The organism is Agrococcus sp. UYP33, assembly GCF_054060915.1.
This window is the reverse complement of sequence record NZ_JBSSDR010000001.1, coordinates 1,598,584-1,622,838: the sequence shown is the minus strand read 5'-3', so window position 1 is coordinate 1,622,838 and position 24,255 is coordinate 1,598,584. Positions and strand designations below refer to the sequence as shown.

The following is a 24,255-nucleotide window of genomic DNA, read 5'->3' as shown; positions in this document are numbered from 1 at the left end:
TCGGCGCAGCGGTCCGCTCAGCCGATGGCGGTGCCGCGGAAGCACGTGGTCGTGGCCCCGCCGACCCACACCACGCCGTCCGCATCGACGTCGATGACGATCTCGCCCGCGCGGCCGAGGCGCTGCCCCTGCGAGACGACGTAGGAGCCCGACGCGGCGCCCGTCGCGGCGAGCCACTGGGCGACCGAGGCGTTCATGCTGCCGCAGACCGGATCCTCGGGGACGCCGATGCGGGGCGCGAACGAGCGCATCTCGTACGCGTGCGGCGAGCCCTCCGGGTAGGCGCCGATCGCGCCGACCATCGCCGTCGGGATCTGCGAGAGGTCCGGCTCGAGGTCGAGCACCTCCTGCGCGGTCGCGAGCTGGAGCACGCACCAGCCGGGGCCGTTGTCGACCCACTGGTGGGCGAGCACCTGCGAGCGCTCGATGCCGAGCGCGGCCACGATCTGCGCGAGGTACGCGTCGTCGATGTCGCCGGTGCGGCGCAGCGGCGGGGCGGCGAACGAGAGCACCGCACCGCGCCGGATGGGGATGAGCCCGGCCTCGCACTCCTGCACGATGACGTCGCTCGAGCGCGGCGTGCCCCCGTGCTCGAGCCACGCGTGCGCGGAGCCGAGCGTCGGATGGCCGGCGAACGGCAGCTCGCCGCCGGGCGTGAAGATCCGCACGCGGTAGTCGGCCTCCGGCGTCGTGGCCGGGGAGACGAACGTGGTCTCGGACAGGTTCGTCCAGCGCGCGATGCGCTGCATGCGCTCGTCGTCGATCCCCTCCGCGTCGAGCACGACGGCGACGGGATTGCCGAGGTACGGCGTGGTCGAGAACACGTCGATCTGTGCGAAGTCGTGCACCTGGGTCATCGTGGACCTCCTCTTCGACGACAGGCTCGCACGGCGCGACGGGCGCAAGCCCGTCCACTCCGCGCCAACTGGTCGGCACGCGCTCGGCGAGCCAGGCGACCGACGACGTAGCATGGCATCGTCGACAATCCGACGATCGGCTCGGAGCGCGACCTCGAACGGGAAGCGGTGGAGCATGGCGGCACTCGAGACGGACGTCGTGATCGTGGGGGTCGGCTCCGTCGGGAGCATGGCCGCGTGGCAGGCCGCGTCGCGCGGGCTACGCGTCATCGGCGTCGACCGCTTCTCGATCCCCGGACCCTTCTCGGCCTATGCGGGCGAGTCGCGGCTCTTCCGCAAGGTCTACGCCGAGGGCGGCCACTACACGCCGCTGCTGCAGCGCTCGCAGGACCTCTGGCGCGAGCTCGAGCGGCGCAGCGGCACGTCGCTGCTGCGCACCACCGGCGGTGCGGTCACGTTCTACGACGAGCAGAACCCCGTGCTCGCGCGGTACCTGACGGCCGCGCGCGACCAGGGCCTCGCCCACGAGCTGCTGCGCGGCGACGAGGCGCGGGCGCGCTTCCCCGAGCACGTCGTCCGCGACGGGGACGTCGCGGTGTTCGACCCGGAGGGCGGCTACCTGAAGTCGGAGCGGGCCGTGGTCGCCGCGCTCGCCGAGGCGACGCGCCTCGGCGCGCGGTTCCTGGGCGGGCGCAGGGCGCACGCCGTCGAGGCGCACGGCGATCGGTACGTCGTCAGGACCGATCAGGAGGAGATCGTCGCCGGTCGGGTGATCATCGCGCAGGGCACGGGTGCCGGGGCGGTCGGGAGGGAGCTCGGCGTGCACGTCGCCGTCCGGCCCCAGGTGCTCACCTGGTTCCCCACGGTCGAGCCGCAGTCGTTCGGCCGCGAGGACCTCCCCGTCTTCCTCCGCCGGGCGGAGGAGGACGGACGCGCGGACAGCGCGCGCTTCTACGGGTTCCCGAGCGCCGACGGCTGGACCGTGAAGGTCGCCGGCAGCGTCTACATGGACGAGGTCGAGTCGATGGAGCAGCCGCCGTCGTGGGACCCCTCGTACCTCAATCCGGTCATGGCCTGGGTGCGCGAGTTCCTCCCCGGGCTCATCCCTGAGCCCGTCAGGGTGGCGCTCTGCGCGGACGGCTACACGCCCGACGACACCGGCCTGCTGGGCGCGGTGCCCGGCATGGAGGGCGTCGCCGTGGCGGTCGGCTTCTCGGGGCACGGCTTCAAGATGGCGTCGGCGATCGGCGCCGTCGCGACGGAGCTCGCGGTCGACGGTTCGACCGCGACCGACGTCGGCTTCATGGCCGCCGACCGCTTCCTGGCGCCGGGCACCCGGCTCTCACGGCTCGCGCTGCGCTGAGCCTCGGTCGGCGGGTCGCGATCAGCGGCGCGCGAGGTCGCGCCGGTGCAGCAGCGCGTCGGTGCCGACGAGCACGAGCGCGATCGCGAGCCCGGCGAAGAGCAGCCACGGCAGCGCGGCGACCCCGAGCGACTCGAGCACGAGGCCGCCGAGCAGCGCCCCCGCGCCGATGCCCACGTTGAAGCCGGTCGTGTACCAGGCCGACGCCTGCTGCAGGATGCGCTCGGAGGCCGCCTGCAGCTGCCGCGTCTGCAGCAGCGCCGGCAGCGCGCCGAGCGCGAACGCCCACACCATTACCGCCACGACGGTCAGCACCACCTGCTGCGAGAGGCCGAGCACGAGCATCGCCAGCAGGCCGGTCGCCATCATCGCGAGCGTCGACGCGGTGGGCCGCCGTCCGAGCCAGAGCGCGATCGCGACGACGGCGACGATCCCGACGATGCCGTAGGCGAGCAGCGCGCCCGAGAGCCACGACTCCGGGATGCCGGCGTGATCGACGAGGAACGGCGAGACGTAGGTGTAGAGCGCGTAGTGGCCGAGCATCACGACCATCGTCGACAGGATCGACAGGGCCACGCCGCGCACGCTCTTGCCCGGCTCCGGGATCGGCACCGCGACCGAGCCGGTCGAGGTGGTGGCGGTGTCGCGCAGGTGGTCGACCGCCGGCAGCAGCCGCCAGACGGCGACCGCGACCACGAGGCACACGACGCCGAAGAGCGCGAACGACCAGCGCCATCCGATGAGCTGCCCGAGCAGCGTCGCGAGCGGCAGGCCGAGCACGTAGGCGAACGAGCCGCCCGTCGAGGTGATGGCGACGGCGCGCGCGAGCTGCTGCGGCTGCACGAGGTAGGCGGCGTAGGCGCCGACGACGGTCCAGAAGATGCCGTGCACGATGCCGCCGATGACGCGGAAGGCGACCGACCAGGCGTAGTCGGGCGCGAGCGCCGAGCCGAAGCAGCTCGCCGCGAAGACGACGAGGACCGTGATCACGAGCAGGTGCCGCGGCACGCGACGCGTGAGGCGGATGAGCGTGGTCGAGGATGCGACGACCGTGAACGCGAAGATCGTCACGAGCAGGCCGATCGCGCCCTCCCCCACGCCGAGCTCGCGGCTCATCGGCAGCAGCAGGCCCATCGGGAGCATCTCGACGGTGATGTTCGTGAACACCGCGAGCGCCAGCACGAGCAGCGCCGCCGTCGGGAAGGCGTCCTGGGTGCTCCCCTGCGCCGTCGCCCGCTCGCTCACGACCGGCAAGCCTACGGGCACCCGGCGGCGGCGGCGCCTCGAGCGCTGCCACGGGCGCCTGACGAGCAGCCGTTGTACCCCGGCCCGGTACGGTGGCAGGGTGTTCACCGCCGATGACGTGCTCGCGCTCACGTTCCCGACCGGGAACTCCTTCGTGTCGGGCTATGCCGTCGACGCGGTCGACCGCTGGCTCAGCCGAGTGGCGGCGACGCTCCGCGCCTACGAGGGACAGCCCGACGGCGAGCCCTTGATGCGCGCCGCCGACGCACGCGCGGTGCGGTTCCCCGAGCGGCGCGGCGCGGCCTCCTACGAGCCGACGCCGGTCGACGACGCGATCGACATCATCGCCGCGACCCTCGCGATGCACGAGGCCGCCGCCCGGCGCTGACGACCCGGGCGAGGGCGCCGCACCTCGTAGGATCTCGAGGTGACCTCGAACCACTGGATCCTGTCGTTCGTCTGCGACGACCGCCCCGGCATCGTCCACGCGATCTCCGGCGCGATCGTGGCGTGCGGCGGCAACATCACCGAGTCGCAGCAGTTCTCGTCGGCCGACACGGACCGCTTCTTCATGCGCCTGCAGGTCGAGGCGGAGGCCGAGCGCGCCGACTTCGAGGCGTCGCTCGCGCCGGTGGTCGAGCGCTACGGGATGCAGTGGCAGCTCGACGACGTCGGCCGCCCGCTGCGCACGCTCGTGCTGGTCTCGAAGGCCGCCCACTGCCTCAACGACATGCTCTTCCGCCAGCGGGCCGGGCAGCTGTCGGTCGACATCCCGCTCGTGATGGCGAACCACCCCGACCTCGGCGCGCTCGCCGCGTTCTACGACGTGCCGTTCGAGCACGCTCCGGTCGTCGACGCGGCGTCGAAGGCGGCGTTCGAGCGCCGCATCCTCGAGGTCGTCGAGCGGGAGGGCATCGAGCTCGTCGTGCTCGCCCGCTACATGCAGATCCTCTCCCCCGAGCTGTGCGCGGCGCTCGAGGGCAGGCTCATCAACATCCACCACTCCTTCCTGCCCGGCTTCAAGGGCGCGAACCCCTATCGGCAGGCGCACGCCCGCGGCGTGAAGCTCATCGGTGCGACCGCCCACTTCGTCACCGCCGACCTCGACGAGGGCCCGATCATCGAGCAGGAGGTCGTGCGCGTCGACCACGCCCACACCCCCGCGCAGCTCGTCGCGATCGGCCAGGACGAGGAGTCGCGCACGCTCTCGCGCGCCGTGCAGTGGTTCGCCGAGGACCGGGTTCTGCTCGACGGGCAGCGGACGATCATCTTCCGCTGACCGCGCGCGCGGGCGTCACCCGTTGTTCACGCGAAAGTCGGGCGCGGCGTCACCGGCGCTGGCTATGTTGACGGTGTCCCTGCACCTCAACGGAGTGGATCCATGCGCGCACGCACCATGCTCGGCACCTCGACGGTCGCCGCGCTCGCCCTCACGGGCCTCGTCGCCGTCCCGGCGCACGCGGCCGAGCACCCGGTCATCAACGAGTTCTCGGCCGATGTCAGCAGCACCGACGGTGGTGCGGAGTACGTGGAGGTGCTGGGCACACCCGGCGCCGACCTGAGCGCGACGCACTCCGTGCTCATCGTCAAGGGCGACAACCCGCACGATCAGGCGGGCGAGGTGCTGCAGGCGAACCCGGCGCCGGTGCTCGACGGCGCGGGCTTCGGGCTCGTCAGCTACCCCGAGAACGGCATCCAGAACGGCTCGGTGTCGATCCTCCTCGTCGAGGGCACCGCGACCGTCGGCCAGGTGGTCGACGCCGACCTCGACGGCACGATCGACGCGGGCGTCGGCTTCACGGTCGTCGACGGCGTGGGCGTGCACGACGGCGGCGCCGACGACCTCACGTGGGGCACGCGCCTCGGCGTCGCGTTCGACGGCGCCGCGTTCGATCCGGGCGGCGCGAGCCGCATCCCTGACGGCACCGACACGGAGGCCGCGACCGACTGGGTGCGCAACGCGTTCAGCGGCGCGGGCATCACCGGCCGCACCGGCACGCCGGCACCCGGTGAGGCATGGAACACCCCCGGAGCCCCGAACCGCGTGGCCGAGGTCGAGGAGCCCCCGGTCGACGCGACCTGCGGCTCGGACGCCGTGATCGCGATCGGCGCCGTGCAGGGCTCGGGCGACGCGACCACGATGGGCGGCCAGGCGGTCACCGTCGAGGGCGTCGTCACCCGCACCTTCCAGGGCTCGTCCGCCGTCGCGGGCTTCACGCTCCAGGACGCCGGCGACCGCGACGCCGCGACGAGCGACGCCATCTACGTCGCCGCATCCGGCGCCGCCGTCGCCGAGGGCGACGTCGTGCAGGTCTCCGGCACCGCAGAGGAGAGCTCCGGCCTCACCCGCCTGACCGACGCGACGCTGCTCGACTGCGGCGAGGGCACGCTGCCGGCACCCGTCGCCGTGACGCTGCCGCTCGACGCCGCCGAGTCGACCGAGTCGATGCTCGTCACGCTCACGCAGGAGCTCACGATCCTCGAGTACTTCAACTTCGGCCGCTTCGGCGAGGTCGTCGTGGGCACGGAGCGCCAGGTCCAGCCCACCGCGATCGCCGCCCCGGGCTCCGCCGAGGCCGCAGCCGTGCGCGCTGCGAACGCCGCGAACCGCATCACGATCGACGACGGCCGCTCCGCCCAGAACGCCGACCCCGCGATCCACCCCGGCAACCTGCAGCCGCTGAGCCTCGAGAACCGCTTCCGCGGCGGCGACACGATCACCGGCATCACGGGCGTGCTCGACTACGCCTTCGGCCTGTGGCGCCTGCAGCCGACCGAGGCGGGCACCTTCGCGTCGGAGAACCCCCGCGAGGCCGCGCCGCAGATCGAGGGCGCGACGCTCGAGGTCGCGTCGTTCAACGTGCTCAACTACTTCACGACGCTCGACAGCCGCGGTGCTGTGACGCCGGAGGAGTTCAACCGGCAGGAGGCGAAGATCGTCGCCGCGATCGACGAGCTCGACTCCGCGATCGTCGGCCTGCTCGAGATCGAGAACAACGACGGGCTCGCGCTCGAGACCCTCGTCGCCGCGCTCAACGAGGTCGCCGGTCCCAACGCCGACGGCAGCGCGCACTGGGCCGGCATCGACACCGGCACGCTCGGCACCGACGAGATCACCACGGCCCTCATCTACCAGCCGGCGCTCGTCGCACCCGAGGGCGACCACGCCGTGCTGGATTCCTCGGTCGACCCGCGCTTCGACACCTCGGCCAACCGGCCCGCGCTCGCGCAGTCGTTCCGCGACCTCGCGACCGACCGCGTCGTCACCGTCGCGGTGAACCACCTGAAGTCGAAGGGCTCGGCCTGCGAGGGCGACACCGGCACCCCGGAGCAGGGCAACTGCAACGCGGTGCGCACGCTCGCCGCTGACGCGCTCTCCGACTGGCTCGCGATGGACCCGACCGGCGTCGAGACCGACGGCTCGCTCATCATCGGCGACCTGAACTCGTACGACAACGAGGACCCGATCACGACGCTCGAGGCGGCCGGCTACACCGACCTGCTCGAGGAGTTCCAGGGCGAGGATGCGTACACCTACGTCTTCGACGGCCAGATCGGCTACCTCGACTACGGCCTCGCCGACGCCGCGCTCCTGCCCTCCGTGGTCGGCGCCGACGAGTGGCACGCGAACGCCGACGAGCCGAGCATCTTCGACTACACGATGGCGTTCAAGGCACCGGCGCAGGACGCGCTCTTCGCTCCGGACCCCTACCGCGCGAGCGACCACGACGCCGTCGTGATCGGCCTCGCCTTCGAGGCGGCCCCGCCGGTCGAGACCGTCGTCGAGACCTACGCGGGCGACGACCGCTACGCCACGAACGTCGAGACGTCCGAGGCGCTGTTCGAGCCGGGCACCGACGTGATCATCGCCTCCGGGCAGGTCTTCGCCGACGCGCTCGCCGCCGGTCCCGCGGCGGCGCGCGCCGACGCGAGCCTGCTGCTGACGCCGACCGACGGCCTGCTGCCGGTCACGGTCGCGGAGCTCGAGCGCCTGCAGCCGGGCACGGTCACGATCGTCGGCGGCACGCCGTCGGTCTCGAGCGCGACCGCCGCGCAGATCACCGAGGTCGTCCCGAACGCCGCGGTCTCCCGCATCGCGGGGTCCGACCGGTACCAGACGGCGGCGCTGATCGCCGAGCGGTACTTCGGCGACGCGACCGAGGTGCTGCTCGCGAGCGGCGAGCAGTTCGCCGACGCGGTGTCGGCGAGCGGCGTGGCCTCGGCCGTCGGCGACCTGCCGGTGCTGCTGACGCCGCGCGCCACGGCGAGCGAGCACACGGTCGACGCGATCGAGTCACTCGGCGCCGGCACGGCGGTGGTGCTCGGCTCGAGCGCGACCGTGACGGACGCCACCGTGCGCGCCTACCGCGCCGAGGGCTTCACCGTGCCGCGCGTCGCGGGCGCCGACCGGTACGCGACGAACGCGCTGCTCGTCGAGCGCCTCGTCACGCCGACCGACGAGCAGGCGATCGCGATCGCATCCGGCACCAACTACCCCGACGCGCTCTCCGCGTCGATGGTGGCGGGCGCGCACAGCGCTCCGGTGCTGCTGGCGGCGAGCACGTGCGTGACGCTCGACGTCGAGGAGCTGATCGCGGCGCTCGCGCCGACGACGGTGTACAACGTCGGCGGCCTGCCGACGCTCGCGTCGAACGCGTGGCGCACCGGCTGCTGACCCAGCCCCGCGCCTGTTGAGGGTCTGCGTCCGAGTCGCCCTGCACTCGGACGCAGACCCTCGACTCGTCTCAGCGGAAGTCGCGCGAGCCGCTCGTCGGCACCTCGAAGCGGTCGAGCTTGTCGGCGAGCAGCGCGATCACGCCCTCCGGGGTGCGCTGCAGCATCCCGCGCACGATGAGCGCCGGCGCGTGCCGCGCGACCTGCCGCGAGTGCGCCCACAGGCCCTTCGAGCAGATGACGTTGAGCATCCCCGTCTCGTCCTCGAGGTTCATGAACGTCACGCCCTGCGCCGTGCTCGGCCGCTGCCGGTGCGTGACGATGCCGGCCGCCTGCACGCGGCGGCCCGGCTCGGCCGTTGCGAGCGCCGTGATCGGCAGCACGCCGCGCTCCGCGAGCATCGCTCGCGCATACCGCACCGGGTGGTCGTCGGGCGCGACGCCGGTCGACCAGATGTCGAGCGCCACCTGCTCCTCGGCCGACAGCATGGGCAGCAGCGGTGGCTGCAGGCTCACCTGCGAGCCCTCGAGCTGGTCCTCGCGCTCGGTCGATGCGGGGCCGGCGAGCCACAGCCCCTCGCGGCGGCCGACGCCGAGCCCGTCGAGCGCGCCTGCGGTCGCGAGCGCCTCGAGCTCGCCGCGGTCGAGGTCGGCGCGGCGCGCGAGGTCGTGGATGTCGCGCAGCGGGGAGGCCTCGCGGGCGGCGACGATGCGAGCAGCGGCCGCCTCCCCCATCCCGGTCACGCTCGACAGGCCCATCCGCACCGAGAAGGCGCCGTCGCGGCGATGCCTGGCGCGCGCCGAGAGCGACTCCGACGCCTTCGGCGGCACCGGTGGCTGGTCGCGCTGCAGGCACGCGTCGTCGCCGCGCGGCGCCGGCCGCCCGTGCAGCTCGAGGCCCGCGTCGACGGCCGAGTGCACGACGTCGGGCCGCAGCGTCTCGACGCCGTGCCGCAGCGCATCCGCCACGAGCGTCTGCGGCGACCAGAAGCCCATCGGCTGGCTGCGCAGCAGGCCTGCGAGGAACGCCGCCGGGTAGTGCAGCCGCATCCACGACGAGGCGTAGACGAGCTTCGCGAAGGCGAGCGAGTGCGACTCGGCGAAGCCGAAGCCCGCGAACGCCTCGATCTTGCGGTAGATCGACTCGGCGACGTCGGGCTCGACGCCGTTCGCCGCCATCCCGGCGAAGAGCTTCGCCTTGAGCGCCTCGATGCGCTCGAGCGAGCGCTTCGAGCCGATCGCGCGCCGCAGCTGGTCGGCCTCGCCCGCGTCGAAGCCGCCCACCGCGACCGACATCTGCATGAGCTGCTCCTGGAACAGCGGCACCCCGAGCGTGCGCTCGAGCACCGGGATGAGCAGCGGGTGCGGGTAGCTGATCGCCTCGGCGCCCGTGCGGCGACGGATGTAGGGGTGCACGGCCCCGCCCTGGATGGGCCCGGGGCGGATGAGCGCGATCTCGACCACGAGGTCGTAGAAGCAGCGCGGCTTGAGCCGCGGCAGCGTCGCCATCTGCGCGCGCGACTCCACCTGGAACACGCCGACCGCATCCCCCTCGCAGAGCATGTCGTAGACGCCGGCCTCCTCCGCCGGGATCGACGCGAGCGTCCACCGCTCCCCCACGAGCTGGGCCGCGAGCTCCATCGTGTGCGAGAGCGCGCCGAGCATGCCGAGGCCCAGCAGGTCGAACTTCACGAGGCCCATCCACTCGCAGTCGTCCTTGTCCCACTGCAGCACCGTGCGGCCCGGCATGCGGGCCGGCTCGATCGGGCAGACGGAGCCGACCGGCTCCTGGGTGAGCACCATGCCGCCGGAGTGGATGCCGAGGTGCCGCGGCGCGTGCAGGAACTCGCCCGCGAGCTCGGTGACGGCGGCTGGGATGCCCGGCGCGTCAGGGCTCGAGTACGACTCGACCGACTTCGACCAGGCGTTCTGCTGGCCGACCGCGTAGCCGAGCGCCTTCGCGGCGTCGCGCACCGCCGACTTGGGCCGGTAGGTGATGACGTTCGCGACCTGGGCGGCGTTGCGGCGGCCGTAGCGCTCGTAGACGTGCTGGATGACCTCCTCGCGGCGGCCCGCGTCGAAGTCGATGTCGATGTCGGGCTCCTCCTCGCGCATCATCGAGATGAAGCGCTCGAACGGCAGCCGGTAGCGGATGGGGTCGACGGCGGTGATGCCGAGGATGAAGCAGACGGCGCTCGCCACCGCGCTGCCGCGGCCCTGGCAGAGGATGCCCTGCGAGTGCGCGAAGTCGGCGATCTCGAACACGATGAGGAAGTAGCCGGCGAAGCCCTTCTGCTCGATGAGCCCCATCTCGTGGTCGAGGCGGGCGGCGACCTCCGGGGTCGGGCGGCCATCGGCCGTCGTGTCGTAGACGCGCGGCAGCCGCTCGTCGACGAGCGCCCGCAGCCAGCTGATCGGCGTGTGCCCATCCGGCACCGGGAAGTCGGGGAGCCGAGGGGATGCGGCGCGCAGGTCGAACGCGAGGGCGCGGCCGAGCGCGGCGGCCGTGTCGACCGCACCGGGGAACGCGCGGAAGCGCCGCGCCATCACGGCGCCGCTGCGCAGCGACGGCACCCCGCCGGCCGGCAGCCAGGCGTCGAGCTCGTCGATCGACCGGCGCGCGCGCACCGCGGCGACCGCGTCGCCGAGGTGCTGCTTCGCGGGGCTCGCGACGTGCGCGTTCGTCGTGGCGATGAGCGGCAGCCCGCGCCGCTCGGCGAGGTCGGCGAGCACCCGGTTGCGCTCGAAGTCGCGCGGGTCCCCGATGTCGCTGAGCTCGACCACGACGCGGTCGCGGCCGAAGAGCGACATGAGGCGGTCGAGCTCGAGGCCGGCAGCATCCGCCCCCTCGGCCGATCCGCCGTGCCGCTCGAGCGCCTGCCGCACGCCGCCCTTGCGGCAGCCGGAGAGCACCATCCACTCGCCGTCCGCCGTCTCGGCGAGCCGCTCGAGCTCGAAGACCGGCCTGCCCTTCTCGCCGGGGGCGCCGCGCGCGTCGGTGGTCAGGTACCCGTCGGTGAGCGCTGTCGCGAGCGCCGTGTAGCCGGCAGGGCCGGTCGCGAGCGCCACCAGGTGGCTGCCGTCAGGGTCGGGGATGCCGTTCTGCGGCGCGTCGAGGCCGAGCGTGAACTCGGTGCCGAAGACCGTCGGCAGCCCCGCCTCTGCGGCAGCCTCGGCGAACCGCACCGCCCCGTAGAGCCCGTCGTGGTCGACGAGGGCGAGCGCCTCGAGGCCGAGCGCGCGCGCCTCGTTGACGAGCTCGGCCGGGCTTGAGGCGCCGTCGAGGAACGAATAGTGCGAGTGGGCGTGCAGCTCGGCGTAGGGGGTGGTGGCGCCGGGCGCGGGCACGCCGATCCGCGGGCGGCGCGCCTCGTCGAGCTCGGCGGGATGCGGCCGGCCGCTGCCGACGTCGCGGTCGGAGAGGATGCCCTCGAGCTCGCGCCAGGGCATCGACGGGTTGTTCCAGCCGGCCATCGCTCCCCTCCTCCCCTTCCTTGCTCCTCAACGTCGCCAGTGGTCGCTCAAGCGCCTGAGCGGCTCGTGCGACCACCCGCGACGTCGAGGAGGTCAGGCATAGCGGCCCTCGGCGAGCCAGAGGCCGTCGGCCTGCAGCAGCACCCACGCCTCGCCCTCGCCGTCGAGGATCTGCACCCGGTGCACGACGTCGCCGAGGTCGCGGCGGCGGATGGGCCACGGCCCGGCCCAGGCGACGACGCGGCGGCGGGCGGATGCGGGCGGCGAGAACGACACCGGGGCCCCTTCCCGCACGTCGAGCGCCGCGGCCTCCACCTGGGCGCCCGCGGCGTCCAGCAGCCGCACGGGCAGCGGCGGCCGGAACACGACCGTCGGGCGCGGCGGCGGCAGCGCGCCCGGCCACGGCCCCGCGGCGGGAGCGGGCGCAGCATCGCCCCAGGGCGTCAGCACGCCGCGCTCGGCGAGCAGCCTGCCGCCGCCCGGCGCAGCCGTCAGCACCGCCTCGCGGCCGAGCATCCCCTGCAGGCGCTCGAGCGCGTGCTTCGTGCGGTCGTCGATGTCGCCGCCGCCCCACAGGCCAGGCATGTGCGCGGCGTCCGCGTCGAGCCGCTCGGGGAGCGCCTGGACCTCGACGAGCGGCGAGCCGAGCTCGCTCTCGGTCAGCTGCCAGCGCATCCGGTCGACGATGTCGCCCGCGCGCAGGAAGCCCGGCTGGCGCCAGAGCCGCTCGCTGACGTGCCCCTCCTCGCCGCGCAGCACGATGCGGATCTCGCTGCACACGAGCCGCTGCTCGGCGAGCTGGCGCACGAAGCGCTCGACCGGCTCCCGCACGGCGAGCGCGAGCTCGTGCACCCCCTCGATGCCCGGCTCGAACGCGAGCCGCAGCACGCGCTCCTCCCCCAGCCCGTCGGCGTCGACGCGTCGGTCGTCCTCGCCGCGCGCGCGGGCGAGCGCGACGAGCCCCGCCTCGCCGAAGCGGTCGCGGATGCTGTCGTCGGGCAGCTTCGCGAAGCCGCCGAGGGTGTGCACGCCGAGCCGGTGCAGCATGCCCGGCAGCTCGTCGTCGCCGAGCACCCCCACCGGCAGCCCCTCGAGGAACAGGCGGCTGCGGCCGGGCGGCACGATCGTCTCGCCCCTGCCGCCCGCGGCGAGCTCCGCGGCGAAGCGGTCGTCGGCGACGCCGAAGCTCGCCGTCAGGCCGAGCGGCGCGAGCGCGGCACGCACGGCCTCGATCGCCCGCGGCTCGGAGCCGTAGAACCTGCTGGCGCCGCGCATCCGGAACGCGAGCGCCCCGTCGCCGATCGGCTGCGCCGCCGGCACGACGGCGAGCACGGCGCGCACGACGCGCTCGAAGGCGAGCGCCTCGCCCACCGGGTCGGAGGGCGCGAGCGCGAGCAGCGGCGAGGCGGCCTGCGCGTCGCGCACCCGCATGCCGGTGCGCACGCCGTCGGCGCGGGCGCCCTCGTCGCACGCGACGATCCGCATGGCGTGCACGACGGCGCCCGGCGAGCCCTGCTCGCCGCCACCGGGCAGCGCACCGGTCTGGCGCGCGACGACGATCGGCCAGTCGGGCACCCGCAGCACGCCGATGCGGCTGCCGCGCAGGCGCACCGGGTGCGGCGCTGCAGCGCTGCTCGTCGTCTCGATCCCCACACCTCATGATCGAACATACGTTCGATCAGCGTCAAGCCGGTGCGGCGTGGCGCGTCGGGCGACCTGCGCGTGATCGCTCCTGCGGCAGTGTCCGGCAGCCGCCGCTCGTGGACCTGATCCCGGATGGTGGACCCCAGATCTCGGGTCCAGCATCCGGGATCGGGTCCGTGCGGCGCGTGCCGCTCGGCAGGTGGCGCGACGGAGCGCGGGACGCGCTGCACGCGTCCCGCGCCCGTCGCCTGTCAGCGCGTCGCTCGGACGCGGCGCGCGCCCACCACCAGCAGCAGGCCGAGCGCCAGCATCGCGAGCGCCAGCGGCAGGATGCCGGGCTGGTCGAGACCGGTCCGCGGCAGCTGAGCCGCCGAGGCGCCCGAGCTCTGCAGATCGGCGCGGCTGTCGCCGCCATCGCGCACGGCGTCATCGCCCGGCAGCACCGGGTCCTTCTCGACCTCGGTGCCGTCACCCGATCCACCCGTGTCGACGGGGGCCGGATCCGTCGGCTCGCCCGGAACCGTCGGCTCGGTCGGCTCGGTCGGGACCGTCGGAACCGTCGGCACCGTCGGCTCCGTCGGCTCCGTCGGGACCGTCGGCTCCGTCGGGACCGTGGGGACCGTCGGCGAGGTCGTCGTCGAGCCGGTGCTCGTCGCGTCGCCCACGATGCCGATCGCGTTGCCGCCGATCGTCACGGGCGCGAGCACGTCGAGGTCGATGATCGAGCCGGAGAGCAGCCCGTCGTCGCCCGAGCTGCGGGGCGCATCCGCCGAGCCGCCGGTCTCCGACGTGGTCGTCGAGCCCTCACTGACGGCGTCGCCCACCACGCCGATCGCGTTGCCGCCGATGGTCACGGGAGCGACCGCGTCGAGGTCGATGATCGAGCCCGAGAGCAGGCCGTCCTCGCCCGACGTCGCCGCGCCGTCCGAGCCGGCAGCGGTGCCCGACTCGGTCGTCGAGCCCTCGCTCGACGCGTCACCGAGCACGGCCACCGCGTTGCCGCCCGCCGTGATCGGCGCGAGCACGTCGGCGACGACCTGCGAGCCGGACAGCACGCCGTCGTCACCCGAGGTCGCAGCCCCGTCCGAGCCGGCAGCCGTGCCCGACTCGGTCGTCGAGCCCTCGCTCGACGCGTCACCGAGCACGGCCACGGCGTTGCCGCCCGCCGTGATCGGCGCGAGCACGTCGGCGACGACCTGCGAGCCGGACAGCACGCCGTCCTCACCGGAGGTCGCAGCCCCGTCCGAGCCGGCAGCCGTGCCCGACTCGGTGCTCGAGCCCTCGCTCGACGCGTCACCGAGCACGGCGACCGCGTTGCCGCCCGCCGTGATCGGCGCGACCACGTCGGCGACGACCTGCGAGCCGGACAGCACGCCGTCGTCACCCGAGGTCGTCGCGCCATCCGAGCCACCCGCCGTCGTGGCCGACGACTCGACCGTCGACTGCTCCGACGACGCGTCGCCGAGGACTCCGATGGCGTTGCCGCCGATCGTCACGGGTGCGGTGACGTCGGCGAGCGCCTGGGTGCCCGAGAGCAGCCCATCCTCGCCCGAGGTCGTCGCATCGGAGCCACTCGATCCCGCGGTGGTGCTCGCCGCCGACGAGCTGTCGCTCGACGCGTCGCCGAGGACGCCGACGGCGTTGCCGGCGACCGTCACCGGCACGTCGACCGAGACGACGGCAGCCGTGCCCGAGAGCACGCCCTCGAGGCCGGCGGTGCTGACGCCGGCGGACGGCGCCGCGGTGCTCGACGACGTGGATGCGTCGCTCGTCTCCGCGTCGCCGAGCAGGCCGATCGCGTTGCCGCCGATGGTGATGGGCGCCGAGAGCGAGATCGCGGCCTCGGTGCCGGATCCGACGCCGTCCGAGCCGTCGGTCCCTGTCGCACTGGCGACGCCAGCGCCCGCGGCCCAGAGGCCGCCTGCGAGCGCTGCGGTCAGCAGCGCGCGCTTCGTGAAGTCGTGCATGGTCATGCCTTCCCTGTTCGAGTGATCAGCCGTCCCGCTCCGGGACGACGGCGTGCCGTGCGCGATGCACGGCCTCGATCGCTCAATCAGGGCTGGCGGTGTGCTCCTCGACCGGGGATGCGGGGGCGCGGTCGAGCTCGATCGCACCGACCTGGCCGGCCGTGAGGCCCGGCAGCAGGACGTCGTGGGTGATCGCCGAGGGCGACGCGGAACCGCCCGGGCTGCCGCTCGAGCCCGACGGCGCGACGCCGTCGCCGGCGGGCGTGCGCCTGGGCGCGTCGCCGTCCCGTCCGGCGGTCGAGGACGACGCGGCGGTGCCCTCGAGCACCGCTGCGACCGCGGCGCCATCGCTCGGGCTCACCGATCGCAGGGCGACGGCGAGGCGATCGGATGCGGATGCTCGACCGGCGGCCTCGGACGCGTCGACCTCGGCACCATCGGCGTCGAGTGCGGGGCCAGCGGGAAGCTCGACGACCGGCGCGAAGCCCGGATCGACGCCTGGCTCAGGTCCGACGCCGGGATCGGCACCCGGTCCTGCGCCGGGCGCGAGCAGGTCGCGGACGGTGTCGACGATCGGCTCGACGACCTCGTCGACGACGCCGGTGACCGGCGCCTCGCCGAGCAGCTCGCCGACGACCGGCAGGGCACCGAGCGCGCCGTCGACGGTGTCGACGACCGGCTCAGCGACGGGCGCCACGACGTCGTCGAGGACGACGCCGATCGCCCGGTCAACGGGCGCGAGCACGGGCTGCAGCGGCTGCAGCACCGGGTCGAGCGCACCGGTGACGGGGGCGACGGCATCGCGGACGGCCTCGGCCGCGCCACCCGGCGCCTGCACGACCGGCCGCACGATCGGCGCCACGGGCTCGACGATCTGCGCCGTGATGGGCTGGATCGCGGCCTCGACGGGGCGGAGCACGGCCTCGACCTCGCCGACGAGGGCGTCGACCGGGTCGCTCGCGGTCTCGACGACGCCGCCGACCGCGCCGCCGAGCCCGCCCAGGAGCCCCGCGTCCTGCTCCGATGCGGTCGCGGCCGATCCGCCGACGAGGAGGGAGATGGCGACGGCGCCGATCGATGCAGCGCTCGCGGACAGGCCCAGGCGCAGCCAGCGGGACGGTGTCCTCGCGCTGCTCGCCTGCATCGGCGCCTCCGAAGTCGTGACCTTCTTGCGATGACGGTAGGCCTGGCGTGCGGTTTCGGCAAGATTTCTCAGGACCTTCCCAGCGAGCGGCCGGAGACGAGGTCAGGCGGCCGGCTGCTCCTCGAGCTCCGGCTCGCGCTCGGGCATCCCCTCGCCGGCGATCGGGATCCGCGCGAGCCTCGGCGCCCCTCCCGATGCGGCTTCGACGACGAGGCTGCCCGCCGCGATCCTGCCGTCGCCGTCGGCGAGCCCCTGCCACTCGGCGCGGACCTGCCGCACGACGGTCGCCGCGTTCGGCCACGGCCCCTCGATCAGCAGCGTCGACGACGCCTGCCGCAGCCGGGCCGCGAGCCTGGCCGCCTCGGTCGGCGCGACCCGTCCTGGCGAGACGGCGAGCACGACCGGCATCGCCTCTGCGAGGCTCGCGACCACGTCGAGCCACGAGCGCCCCGGATGCGGCACGAGCGCCACGCGATCCATGGGTACGCCGAGGTCGCGGGCGGCCTCGAGCCCCAGGTCGGGCATCCCGACGATGGCGCCCCACGCGCCGCGCGGCATCGCCGCGCCGAGGCACGCGAGCGCGAGGCTCCGCGACTCGATGCTGTGCGCGGCGCCGGAGCGGAGCCGGCGCACGACCTCGTCGAGCCCCGCGGGGATGGGCTCGACGAGGTCAGGCGCGGTGTGCTGGGGCGCTGCCTGCTGCATGCTGCGCAGCCGCTCGCGGAGCGCGTCGACGGCGGCCGTGCGGTCGTCGCCCGCCCGGCGCTCGAGCCTCGTCGACGCCATCCCCATCCTCCTATCTTCGAACATGTGTTCGAACAGGGCAAGCCTGCTCGGCGTGTCGACGGACGTCCCGCGTGGGATGATCGAGCCGCCCCGATCCGATCGGGATCGACCGCGACGAGGAGGCACCATCGTGACCAGCGCCGATGCCCGAAGCGTCGCACGCACCGCTGACGCACCCGACGCATCCCCCTTCCTCTGCGTCACCACGAACCCCGCGATCGACATCACCTACACGATCGACGAGCTGCGGATCGGCACGAGCCACCGCGTGCCGACGGGCCTCGCCCGCGCCGGTGGCAAGGGCGTGAACGTCGCCCGCGTGCTGCACCAGCGGCACGAGCCGGCCATCGTCATCGCCCCCATCGGCGGCCCCGTGCACGCGCTGTTCGTGCATGACCTCGACCGCGCGGGCATCCCCCACCGCCTCATCGAGGTCGACGCGCACACCCGTCGCACCACGGCGATCGTCACGCCCGCGGGCACGACCAACCTCAACGAGCACGGCGCAGCGATCGATGCCGCCGACTGGGAGCGGCTGCTCGACATCGTGCGCGACGAGGTGGCCGGCGCGCGCGTCGTGGTCTCCTCCGGGTCGCTGCCGCCCGAGACGCCGCAGGGCTTCTGCGCGAGCGTCGTCGAGATCGCGAGGGCCGCCGGCACACCCGTGCTCGTCGACGTCGGCGGCGAGCAGCTGCCGGTCGCCGTCGCGGCCGGTGCGACGGCGGTCAAGCCCAACCGCCACGAGCTCTTCGACGCGATGGGCGGCACCGACCCGCTCGACGCCGCCCGCCGCCTCGCGGCCCTCGGCACCGGCACCGTCTTCGCGTCGCTCGACGTCGAGGGGATGCTCGCGGTGCTGCCCGACGGCCGCGCCTGGCACGCCGCGCTCGACCTCGTGCTCGAGGGCAACCCCACCGGCGCCGGCGACGCCGCCGTCGCCGCGATCGCGCAGGCGATCACCGAGGGCGCGACGCTCGAGGAGCAGCTCGCGCGGGCGACCGCCTGGTCGGCGGCCGCGGTGCTCGCCGCGCAGGCGGGATCGATCGCCGACCCCGACGACCTCGGCGGGCGCATCCGCATCACCCCGATCGGCTGACCGCCGTTCATCCAACCGCCACATCGGCGTCGGCATGCCGCTGGTACGGTGTCGCCATGGAGACTCTGCGCCTCGAAGAGCTGTCAGCGGCCAACATCGTCGCGGCCAACGGCATGACCCTCAAGCGGGGCCAAGAGGCGTTCCTGGCGCCGAACGCGCGGCTCGAGGAGTTCGTGAACACCCAGAGCGCGTGGCAGCGGGTCGTCTTCGACGGCGACGAGCCGGTCGCCTTCGTGATGGCGAACTTCGACCCCGAGGTCGACCGCGAGGAGTACCGCTCGAGCGTGCTGCGGATGTACGTGGCCGGTACCTCGCAGCGCAAGGGCGTGGGCAGCTACACCGTCGAGCAGGTCGCCGACGAGGCCCGTCGCCAGGGCTTCGACAGCCTCTACGCCGTCTGGGAGGAAGGCGACCAGGGTCCCGGCAAGTTCTTCCAGGCGGTCGGCTTCGAGCCGATCGGCGAGAACGAGTACGGCGAGGTCATCGGGCGCAAGACGCTCTGACGCGAGGCCCGGCGATGCGCGCTGGCGTGCTGCGTCGCACGATCGCCGCGATCGGCCTCGCCGCAGTGCTCGCGCTGACGGGATGCGCATCCGCCGCGCCCGAGCGCCGCGACACCGGGATCGCCATGTTCCAGTGGACCTGGGACGCGATCGCGGCCGAGTGCCCGACACTCGGCGAGGCGGGCGTCGCCTGGGTGCTGACCTCCCCGCCGCAGGAGCACGTCGACGGCGCGACCGCCGGCACCGGATCCGACGGCTCGGAGTGGTGGTGGTCGTACCAGCCGGTGTCGTACCGGGTGGAGTCTCGGCTCGGCACGCGCGACGAGCTCGCGGCGATGACCGCGGCGTGCGACGAGGCGGGCGTCGACGTCTACGCGGATGCGGTCATCAACCACATGGCGGGCGTCGAGTCGGGCACCGGCTGGGCCGGCACCCCGTTCGAGCACTACCGGTACCCATCGGCGGGCGGCGCGGCCGTCTACGACCGCGCCGACTTCCACGACTGCGACCGCACCCCGGACGACGACATCGACGCCTACCGCGAGCCCTTCGTCATCCAGCACTGCGAGCTCGAGGACCTCGCCGACCTCGCGACCGAGTCGGAGCACGTGCGGGCGACGATCGGCGCCTACCTCGACGACCTGCTCTCGCTCGGCGTCGACGGCTTCCGCATCGACGCGGCGAAGCACATCGACCCGGACGACGTCGCGGCGATCGTGGCCGCGCTCCCCGAGGGCACGCCGGTCATCAGCGAGGTCATCCGCGGCGCCGGCGAGCCGGTGCAGCCCGAGCAGTACACGGCCTTCTCGACCGTGTGGGAGTTCGGCTGGGCGGAGCGCGTCGGCGCCTTCGTGCACGACGGGTCAGCGCGGGCGCTCGCCGACCTCTCCCCCGCGTCGTACGGACTGCTCGAGGAGCAGGCGCGCACCTTCGTCGTCAACCACGACACCGAGCGCAACGACGCGACGCTCTCGTACCGCGACGGCGCAGAGCTCTCGGCGGCGACCGCCGTCATGCTCGCCTCGGACGACGGGATGCCGACGCTCTACTCCGGCTACGCCTTCAGCGACCGCGACCAGGGGCCGCAGCTCGAGCCCGACGGGTCGGTGTCGGTTGCGTCGTGCACGGGTGAGGAGCACCCCGACGTCGTCGCCGGCGACGGCTGGGCCGACGGGACATGGGTGTGCCAGCATCGCTGGCCCGGCACGCTCGGGCTCGTCGCGTGGCGCTCGCGCGTCGTGGACGCGCCGCTGACCGCGGTCGAGGCGCACACGCGCGACGGCATGCTCGGCGCCGCGGTCTCCTACGCGCGCGGCAGCACCGGTCTCGCCGTGGTGAACGTCTCCGAGCATCGCCTGGCGCTCGCCGTGCCGACCGCGCTGCCCGACGGCATGTACTGCGATGCCGCCCGGCCCGGATGCGTGCGCATCGGCGTCGAGGACGGCGAGGCCGGCATCGCGCTCGAGCCCTGGCAGGCGGTCGCGATCGACCGCTTCACGCGGCCGTAGCCGACGCATCCGCCGACGACGCGCGGCTCGTTGGCCGGATCAGACCAGCGACTCGCGCCAGGCGCGGTGCAGCGACGCGAACTTGCCGCCCGCGGCGATGAGCTCCGCGGGGCTGCCGTCCTCGATGATGCGCCCGTGCTCCATCACGAGCACCCGGTCGGCGATCGCGACGGTCGAGAGCCGGTGGGCGATGATGATCGCCGTCCGGTCGTCGAGCAGGGTCGTGAGGCCCTCCTGCACGAGCCGCTCCGACGGGATGTCGAGCGACGCCGTCGCCTCGTCGAGGATCAGCACGCGCGGGTCGGCGAGGAAGGCGCGGGCGAACGACAGCAGCTGCCGCTGGCCGGCGCTCACGCGTCCGCCGCGCTTGTTCACGTCGGTGCCGTAGCCGTCGGGCAGCGCCATGATGAACTCGTGCGCGCCGACCGCGCGCGCGGCCGCCTCGATCTCCTCGTCGCTCGCGCCCGGCTTGCCGAGCGCGATGTTGTCGGCGACAGTGCCCGAGAACAGGTACGCCTCCTGCGTCACCATCACGACCGCGCGCCGCAGGTCGTCGTTCGAGAGCTCGCGCAGGTCGACGCCGTCGAGCTTCACCGAGCCCTCGGTCGGGTCGTAGAAGCGCGAGACGAGCTTCGCGAGCGTCGACTTGCCGGCGCCCGTGGTGCCGACGAGCGCGATCGTCTGCCCCGAGGGGATGTGCAGGTCGAAGTCGGGGAGCACGACCTTGCCGCTGCTGTACGAGAACTCGACCGCGTCGAAGTCGATCTGGCCGCGCGACTCCGGCAGCGCCTTGGGCGCACCGGGCTCCCGCACGGTCGGCTCCTCCTCGAGCATGCCGGAGATCTTCTCGAGCGCCGCCGATGCCGACTGGTAGCCGTTGAAGAACATGCCGATGCCCTGGATGGGCTGGAAGAAGTTGCGCGCGTACAGCGCGATCGCGAGCAGCACGCCGACCTGCAGCGACCCCTCCGCGACCCGCAGGCCGCCGACGAGCACGAGCGTCGCGATCGTGACCGCGCCGATCGCCATGATGCCGGGCTCGTAGATGCCGAAGATGTTGATCGTGCGGTAGTTGGCGTCGCGGTAGTCGTCGACCCGCTCGTCGAACTCGCGCTGGTTCGCGGGCTCCTTGCGGAAGGCCTTGACGGCGCGGATGCCCGTCATGGTCTCGACGAAGTGCACGATCATGCGCGCGCTCGTCGTGCGCGTCTCGCGGAACAGCAGCGTCGAGCGCACCTGGAACCAGCGGGTGAGGATGATCGCCGGGATGAGCGCGATGCCGATGATGAGGCCCGACAGCGGGTCGAGCACCGTCATCGCGACGCCCGTGAACGCCATGAAGAGCACACCGCGCACGAGCTCGTTGAGCCCCTCGTCGAGCAGGTCGCGGATCGCCTCCAGGTCGCTCGTCTGACGCGCGATGATGCGGCCCGACGTGTAGGACTCGTGGAACTCGAGGCTCAGCCGCTGCGCGTGCGCGAAGAGCCGTCGGCGCAGGTCGAACAGCACCGTCTGGCTGATGCGCGCGATGCCCACGGTGTAGAAGTACATGAGCACGCCGGCGAGCACCGCGGCGACGATGTAGGCGACCGTGGCCACCCACAGCGGCATCCAGTCCGCGCGCTCCATGATCGACGGCAGGCCGGTGTCGATGCCGTAGGCGATGAGCATCGGGCCGGCGATGTTCGCCGCGACCGCGACGATCACGAGCACCATCGTGACGACGACGCGCCACAGGTGCGGGCGCAGCAGCGTGCCGAGCAGCTTCCGCGAGCGCGCGCGGATGGCCTTCGACTCCGCCTTCGTGTAGTCGGTGCGGTCCTCGCCCTGCACGCCGTAGACGCTCATCGCGACACCTCCTCGTCCTGCTCCTGCTCGAGCTCGCGCTCGAGCGCATCCACGTCGATCACCTGCATCGAGCCGGTGACGGCGTCGATGCTCCTGCGGTCGAGCTCGGCCTCCTCGAGGCTCGAGATCACGTAGCGGTAGTGCTCGTTGCGCGCGAGCAGCTCCGAGTGCGTGCCGACGTCGTCGATGCGGCCGTCGCGCATGAGCGCGACGCGGTCGGCGAGCTGCACGGTGCTCGGGCGGTGGGCGACGATGAGCGCCGTGGTGCGGTCGAGCACGCTGCGCAGCGCCTCCTCGACCTGCGCCTCGGTCTCGACGTCGAGCGCCGAGAGCGGGTCGTCGAGCACGAGCACCGCCGGGTCGGCGGCGACGGCGCGCGCGAGCGCGAGGCGCTGGCGCTGGCCGCCCGAGAGCGACAGGCCCTCCTCGCCGATCTGCGTGTCGAGGCCGTCGGGCAGGTCGCGGACGAACCCGGCCTGCGCGATGTCGAGCGCGCGGTCGAGCACGTCGTCCGACGCATCCGGCACGCCCATCAGCACGTTCTCGCGCACGGTCGCCGAGAAGAGCGTCGCGTCCTCGAACGCCATCGCCACGTGCGTGCGCAGCTCCGAGAGCGACAGGTCGCGCACGTCGACGCCGTCGAGCAGCACGCGGCCGCCGGTGACGTCGTAGAGCCGCGCGGGCAGCGCGGTGAGCGTCGTCTTGCCGGAGCCGGTGATGCCGATGAGCGCCATCGTCTCGCCCGGCTCGAGCGTGAGCGTCGCGCCGTCGACGAGGTCGCGCTCGTGCGGCTGCGCGTCCTGGTAGCGGAAGTGCACGTCGTCGAACACGAGCCGGCCGCGCGGCTGCGCGATGGTCGTCGGCTCCTCCGGGTCGACGATCGTGTTCTCGCTGTCGACGATCTCGTGGAAGCGGCGCGAGGCGTTCGACGCGTCGATGAGGAATGCGAAGAGGAAGCCGATCGACTCGATGGGCCAGTTGAGCACCATCGCCACGGCGAAGAACGCGAAGAGCGTGCCCACCGAGAGCTGACCGGTCGCGGCGAGCCAGACGCCCAGGAAGAGGCAGACGGCGTACGAGACGTACGGCACGATCGTCAGCCACATCCACAGGTGCCCGTCCATGCGGGCCTTGTCGATCTCGGTCTCGCGCAGGTTCGACGCCTGGTCGGTGAAGCCCTCGAGCGCGTGGCGGCCGCGGCCGAACGCCTTGAGCACGCGGATGCCGTGGATCGACTGCTCGACGGTGGTCGCGAGGTCGCCCGCCTGGTCCTGCGCCGAGCGCGAGATCGTGAAGTAGCGGCGCTCGAAGCGCAGCGCGACGAAGACGATCGGCGCGGAGAGCACGACGAAGGCGCCCGCGAGCACCGGGCTCCAGAAGAAGAGGATGACGATGCCGACGACGAGCGTGATCGCGTTCACGACGAGCAGCGGCATGCCGAACGCGATGAAGCGGCGGATCATGCCGAGGTCCTGCACGGCTCGGCTCAGCAGCTGGCCCGACTGCCAGCGGTCGTGGAAGGCGACCGGGAGCGCCTGCAGCTGGCCGTAGAGCGAGCGGCGCATGGCCGCCTCGATCTGCGTCGAGGGCAGCGTCACGAGGATGCGGCGCATGTAGACGAAGAACGCCTCACCGAGCGCGAGCAGCAGGATCGCGAGCGCGACCGGCCACACGGCGGATGCGTCGGACTGCGCGAGCGGCCCGTCGACGAGCGCGCGCATGGCGATCGGCGTCGCGAGGCTCAGGAGCGCCGAGACGAGCGCGGCGACCGTGCCGAGCACGAGGCGGGGCAGCACCGGGCGCAGGAACGGCAGCAGCCGGGCGAGCGCGGAGAGGTGGCTCGCGGTCTCGGGCTGGGCAGCTGGCTGCTCGGTCGGAGGCTGCGCGGGCGGAGACTGCTCGGGCGGGGGCGTCGAGGACATGAGGGCGATCCTTCGCGGTCGCGGGCGTCGTGGGCCCGCGGTGCTGATGCGACCGGTGGGTCGCGATGGTGGTGCTGCGTCCGACCTCGGGCGGTCGACGCGTGCGAGCGAGGCTCGCGACGGGCTGCGAGGCCCTCCTGCTACCGGCGTCCGCCGACGTCGGTGCGGGCGAGGAGGGCGCGGGCGGCAGCGATCGGAGCGTTCGTCGTCGTGCTCATGGCATCC

At 73.5% G+C, this 24,255-nt stretch carries 16 protein-coding genes; 7 read left to right on the top strand and 9 right to left on the bottom strand.

Annotated elements, in window-relative coordinates; all coding sequences use genetic code 11:
- Nucleotides 1–17: 17 nt before the first annotated feature.
- The gene (locus ACVWW9_RS07970) at nt 18–857 is read right to left on the bottom strand and encodes a PhzF family phenazine biosynthesis protein (RefSeq protein WP_456515049.1); all 840 of its coding nucleotides are present in this window, start codon (nt 855–857) and stop codon (nt 18–20) included.
- A gap of 175 nt (nt 858–1,032) precedes the next feature.
- Between ACVWW9_RS07970 and solA the strand changes: the two genes are divergently transcribed.
- The gene (solA, locus tag ACVWW9_RS07965) at nt 1,033–2,220 is read left to right on the top strand and encodes an N-methyl-L-tryptophan oxidase (protein ID WP_456515048.1); all 1,188 of its coding nucleotides are present in this window, start codon (nt 1,033–1,035) and stop codon (nt 2,218–2,220) included.
- A gap of 21 nt (nt 2,221–2,241) precedes the next feature.
- Here the strand turns inward: solA and ACVWW9_RS07960 are convergent, their stop codons facing one another.
- Nucleotides 2,242–3,465, bottom strand: a complete 1,224-nt coding sequence (locus ACVWW9_RS07960) for an MFS transporter (RefSeq protein ID WP_456515047.1) — start codon at nt 3,463–3,465, stop codon at nt 2,242–2,244.
- 100 nt (nt 3,466–3,565) lie between these two features.
- Between ACVWW9_RS07960 and ACVWW9_RS07955 the strand changes: the two genes are divergently transcribed.
- The 3 genes from ACVWW9_RS07955 to ACVWW9_RS07945 all read left to right on the top strand — a co-directional run bounded on the left by ACVWW9_RS07955 (nt 3,566) and on the right by ACVWW9_RS07945 (nt 8,140).
- Nucleotides 3,566–3,853 carry a DivIVA domain-containing protein gene (locus ACVWW9_RS07955; protein WP_456515046.1) on the top strand — a complete coding sequence of 96 codons (288 nt, stop codon included), beginning with the start codon at nt 3,566–3,568 and terminating at the stop codon, nt 3,851–3,853.
- A gap of 39 nt (nt 3,854–3,892) precedes the next feature.
- Nucleotides 3,893–4,744, top strand: coding sequence for a formyltetrahydrofolate deformylase (gene purU / locus ACVWW9_RS07950; RefSeq protein WP_456515045.1), 852 nt, complete (start codon nt 3,893–3,895; stop codon nt 4,742–4,744).
- Nucleotides 4,745–4,846: 102 nt separating this feature from the next.
- Entirely contained in the window at nt 4,847–8,140 is a 3,294-nt protein-coding gene (locus tag ACVWW9_RS07945; protein ID WP_456515044.1) for an ExeM/NucH family extracellular endonuclease, read from the top strand.
- Between the two features lie 70 nt (nt 8,141–8,210).
- Here the strand turns inward: ACVWW9_RS07945 and ACVWW9_RS07940 are convergent, their stop codons facing one another.
- The 5 genes from ACVWW9_RS07940 to ACVWW9_RS07920 all read right to left on the bottom strand — a co-directional run bounded on the left by ACVWW9_RS07940 (nt 8,211) and on the right by ACVWW9_RS07920 (nt 17,153).
- Entirely contained in the window at nt 8,211–11,612 is a 3,402-nt protein-coding gene (locus ACVWW9_RS07940) for an error-prone DNA polymerase (RefSeq protein ID WP_456515043.1), read from the bottom strand.
- A gap of 93 nt (nt 11,613–11,705) precedes the next feature.
- Nucleotides 11,706–13,265: a DNA polymerase Y family protein gene (locus tag ACVWW9_RS07935; protein ID WP_456515042.1), complete on the bottom strand. Its 1,560-nt coding sequence runs from the start codon at nt 13,263–13,265 to the stop codon at nt 11,706–11,708.
- 242 nt (nt 13,266–13,507) lie between these two features.
- Nucleotides 13,508–15,229 carry a beta strand repeat-containing protein gene (locus tag ACVWW9_RS07930; protein ID WP_456515041.1) on the bottom strand — a complete coding sequence of 574 codons (1,722 nt, stop codon included), beginning with the start codon at nt 15,227–15,229 and terminating at the stop codon, nt 13,508–13,510.
- Between the two features lie 76 nt (nt 15,230–15,305).
- Complete coding sequence (locus ACVWW9_RS07925) at nt 15,306–16,367, bottom strand: hypothetical protein (protein WP_456515040.1); 1,062 nt, start codon at nt 16,365–16,367, stop codon at nt 15,306–15,308.
- A gap of 102 nt (nt 16,368–16,469) precedes the next feature.
- Complete coding sequence (locus ACVWW9_RS07920; protein WP_456515039.1) at nt 16,470–17,153, bottom strand: hypothetical protein; 684 nt, start codon at nt 17,151–17,153, stop codon at nt 16,470–16,472.
- Between the two features lie 130 nt (nt 17,154–17,283).
- Here ACVWW9_RS07920 and ACVWW9_RS07915 point away from each other — a divergent pair, with 130 nt between their 5' ends.
- From ACVWW9_RS07915 to ACVWW9_RS07905, 3 genes are read left to right on the top strand one after another with little or no spacing between them, the layout of a single operon-like run.
- Nucleotides 17,284–18,249: a 1-phosphofructokinase family hexose kinase gene (locus ACVWW9_RS07915; protein WP_245989803.1), complete on the top strand. Its 966-nt coding sequence runs from the start codon at nt 17,284–17,286 to the stop codon at nt 18,247–18,249.
- Nucleotides 18,250–18,305: 56 nt separating this feature from the next.
- On the top strand, nt 18,306–18,752 hold the full coding sequence (locus ACVWW9_RS07910; protein WP_123697143.1) for a GNAT family N-acetyltransferase: 447 nt from the start codon (nt 18,306–18,308) through the stop codon (nt 18,750–18,752).
- A 26-nt stretch (nt 18,753–18,778) separates the two neighbouring features.
- The gene (locus ACVWW9_RS07905; RefSeq protein WP_456515038.1) at nt 18,779–20,260 is read left to right on the top strand and encodes an alpha-amylase family glycosyl hydrolase; all 1,482 of its coding nucleotides are present in this window, start codon (nt 18,779–18,781) and stop codon (nt 20,258–20,260) included.
- 39 nt (nt 20,261–20,299) lie between these two features.
- Here ACVWW9_RS07905 and ACVWW9_RS07900 read toward each other — a convergent pair whose 3' ends face one another.
- Nucleotides 20,300–22,108, bottom strand: a complete 1,809-nt coding sequence (locus ACVWW9_RS07900) for an ABC transporter ATP-binding protein (RefSeq protein ID WP_456515037.1) — start codon at nt 22,106–22,108, stop codon at nt 20,300–20,302.
- On the bottom strand, nt 22,105–24,030 hold the full coding sequence (locus tag ACVWW9_RS07895; protein ID WP_456515036.1) for an ABC transporter ATP-binding protein: 1,926 nt from the start codon (nt 24,028–24,030) through the stop codon (nt 22,105–22,107). The genes ACVWW9_RS07900 and ACVWW9_RS07895 overlap by 4 nt, the downstream gene beginning before the upstream one ends.
- Between the last annotated feature and the right edge of the window lie 225 nt (nt 24,031–24,255).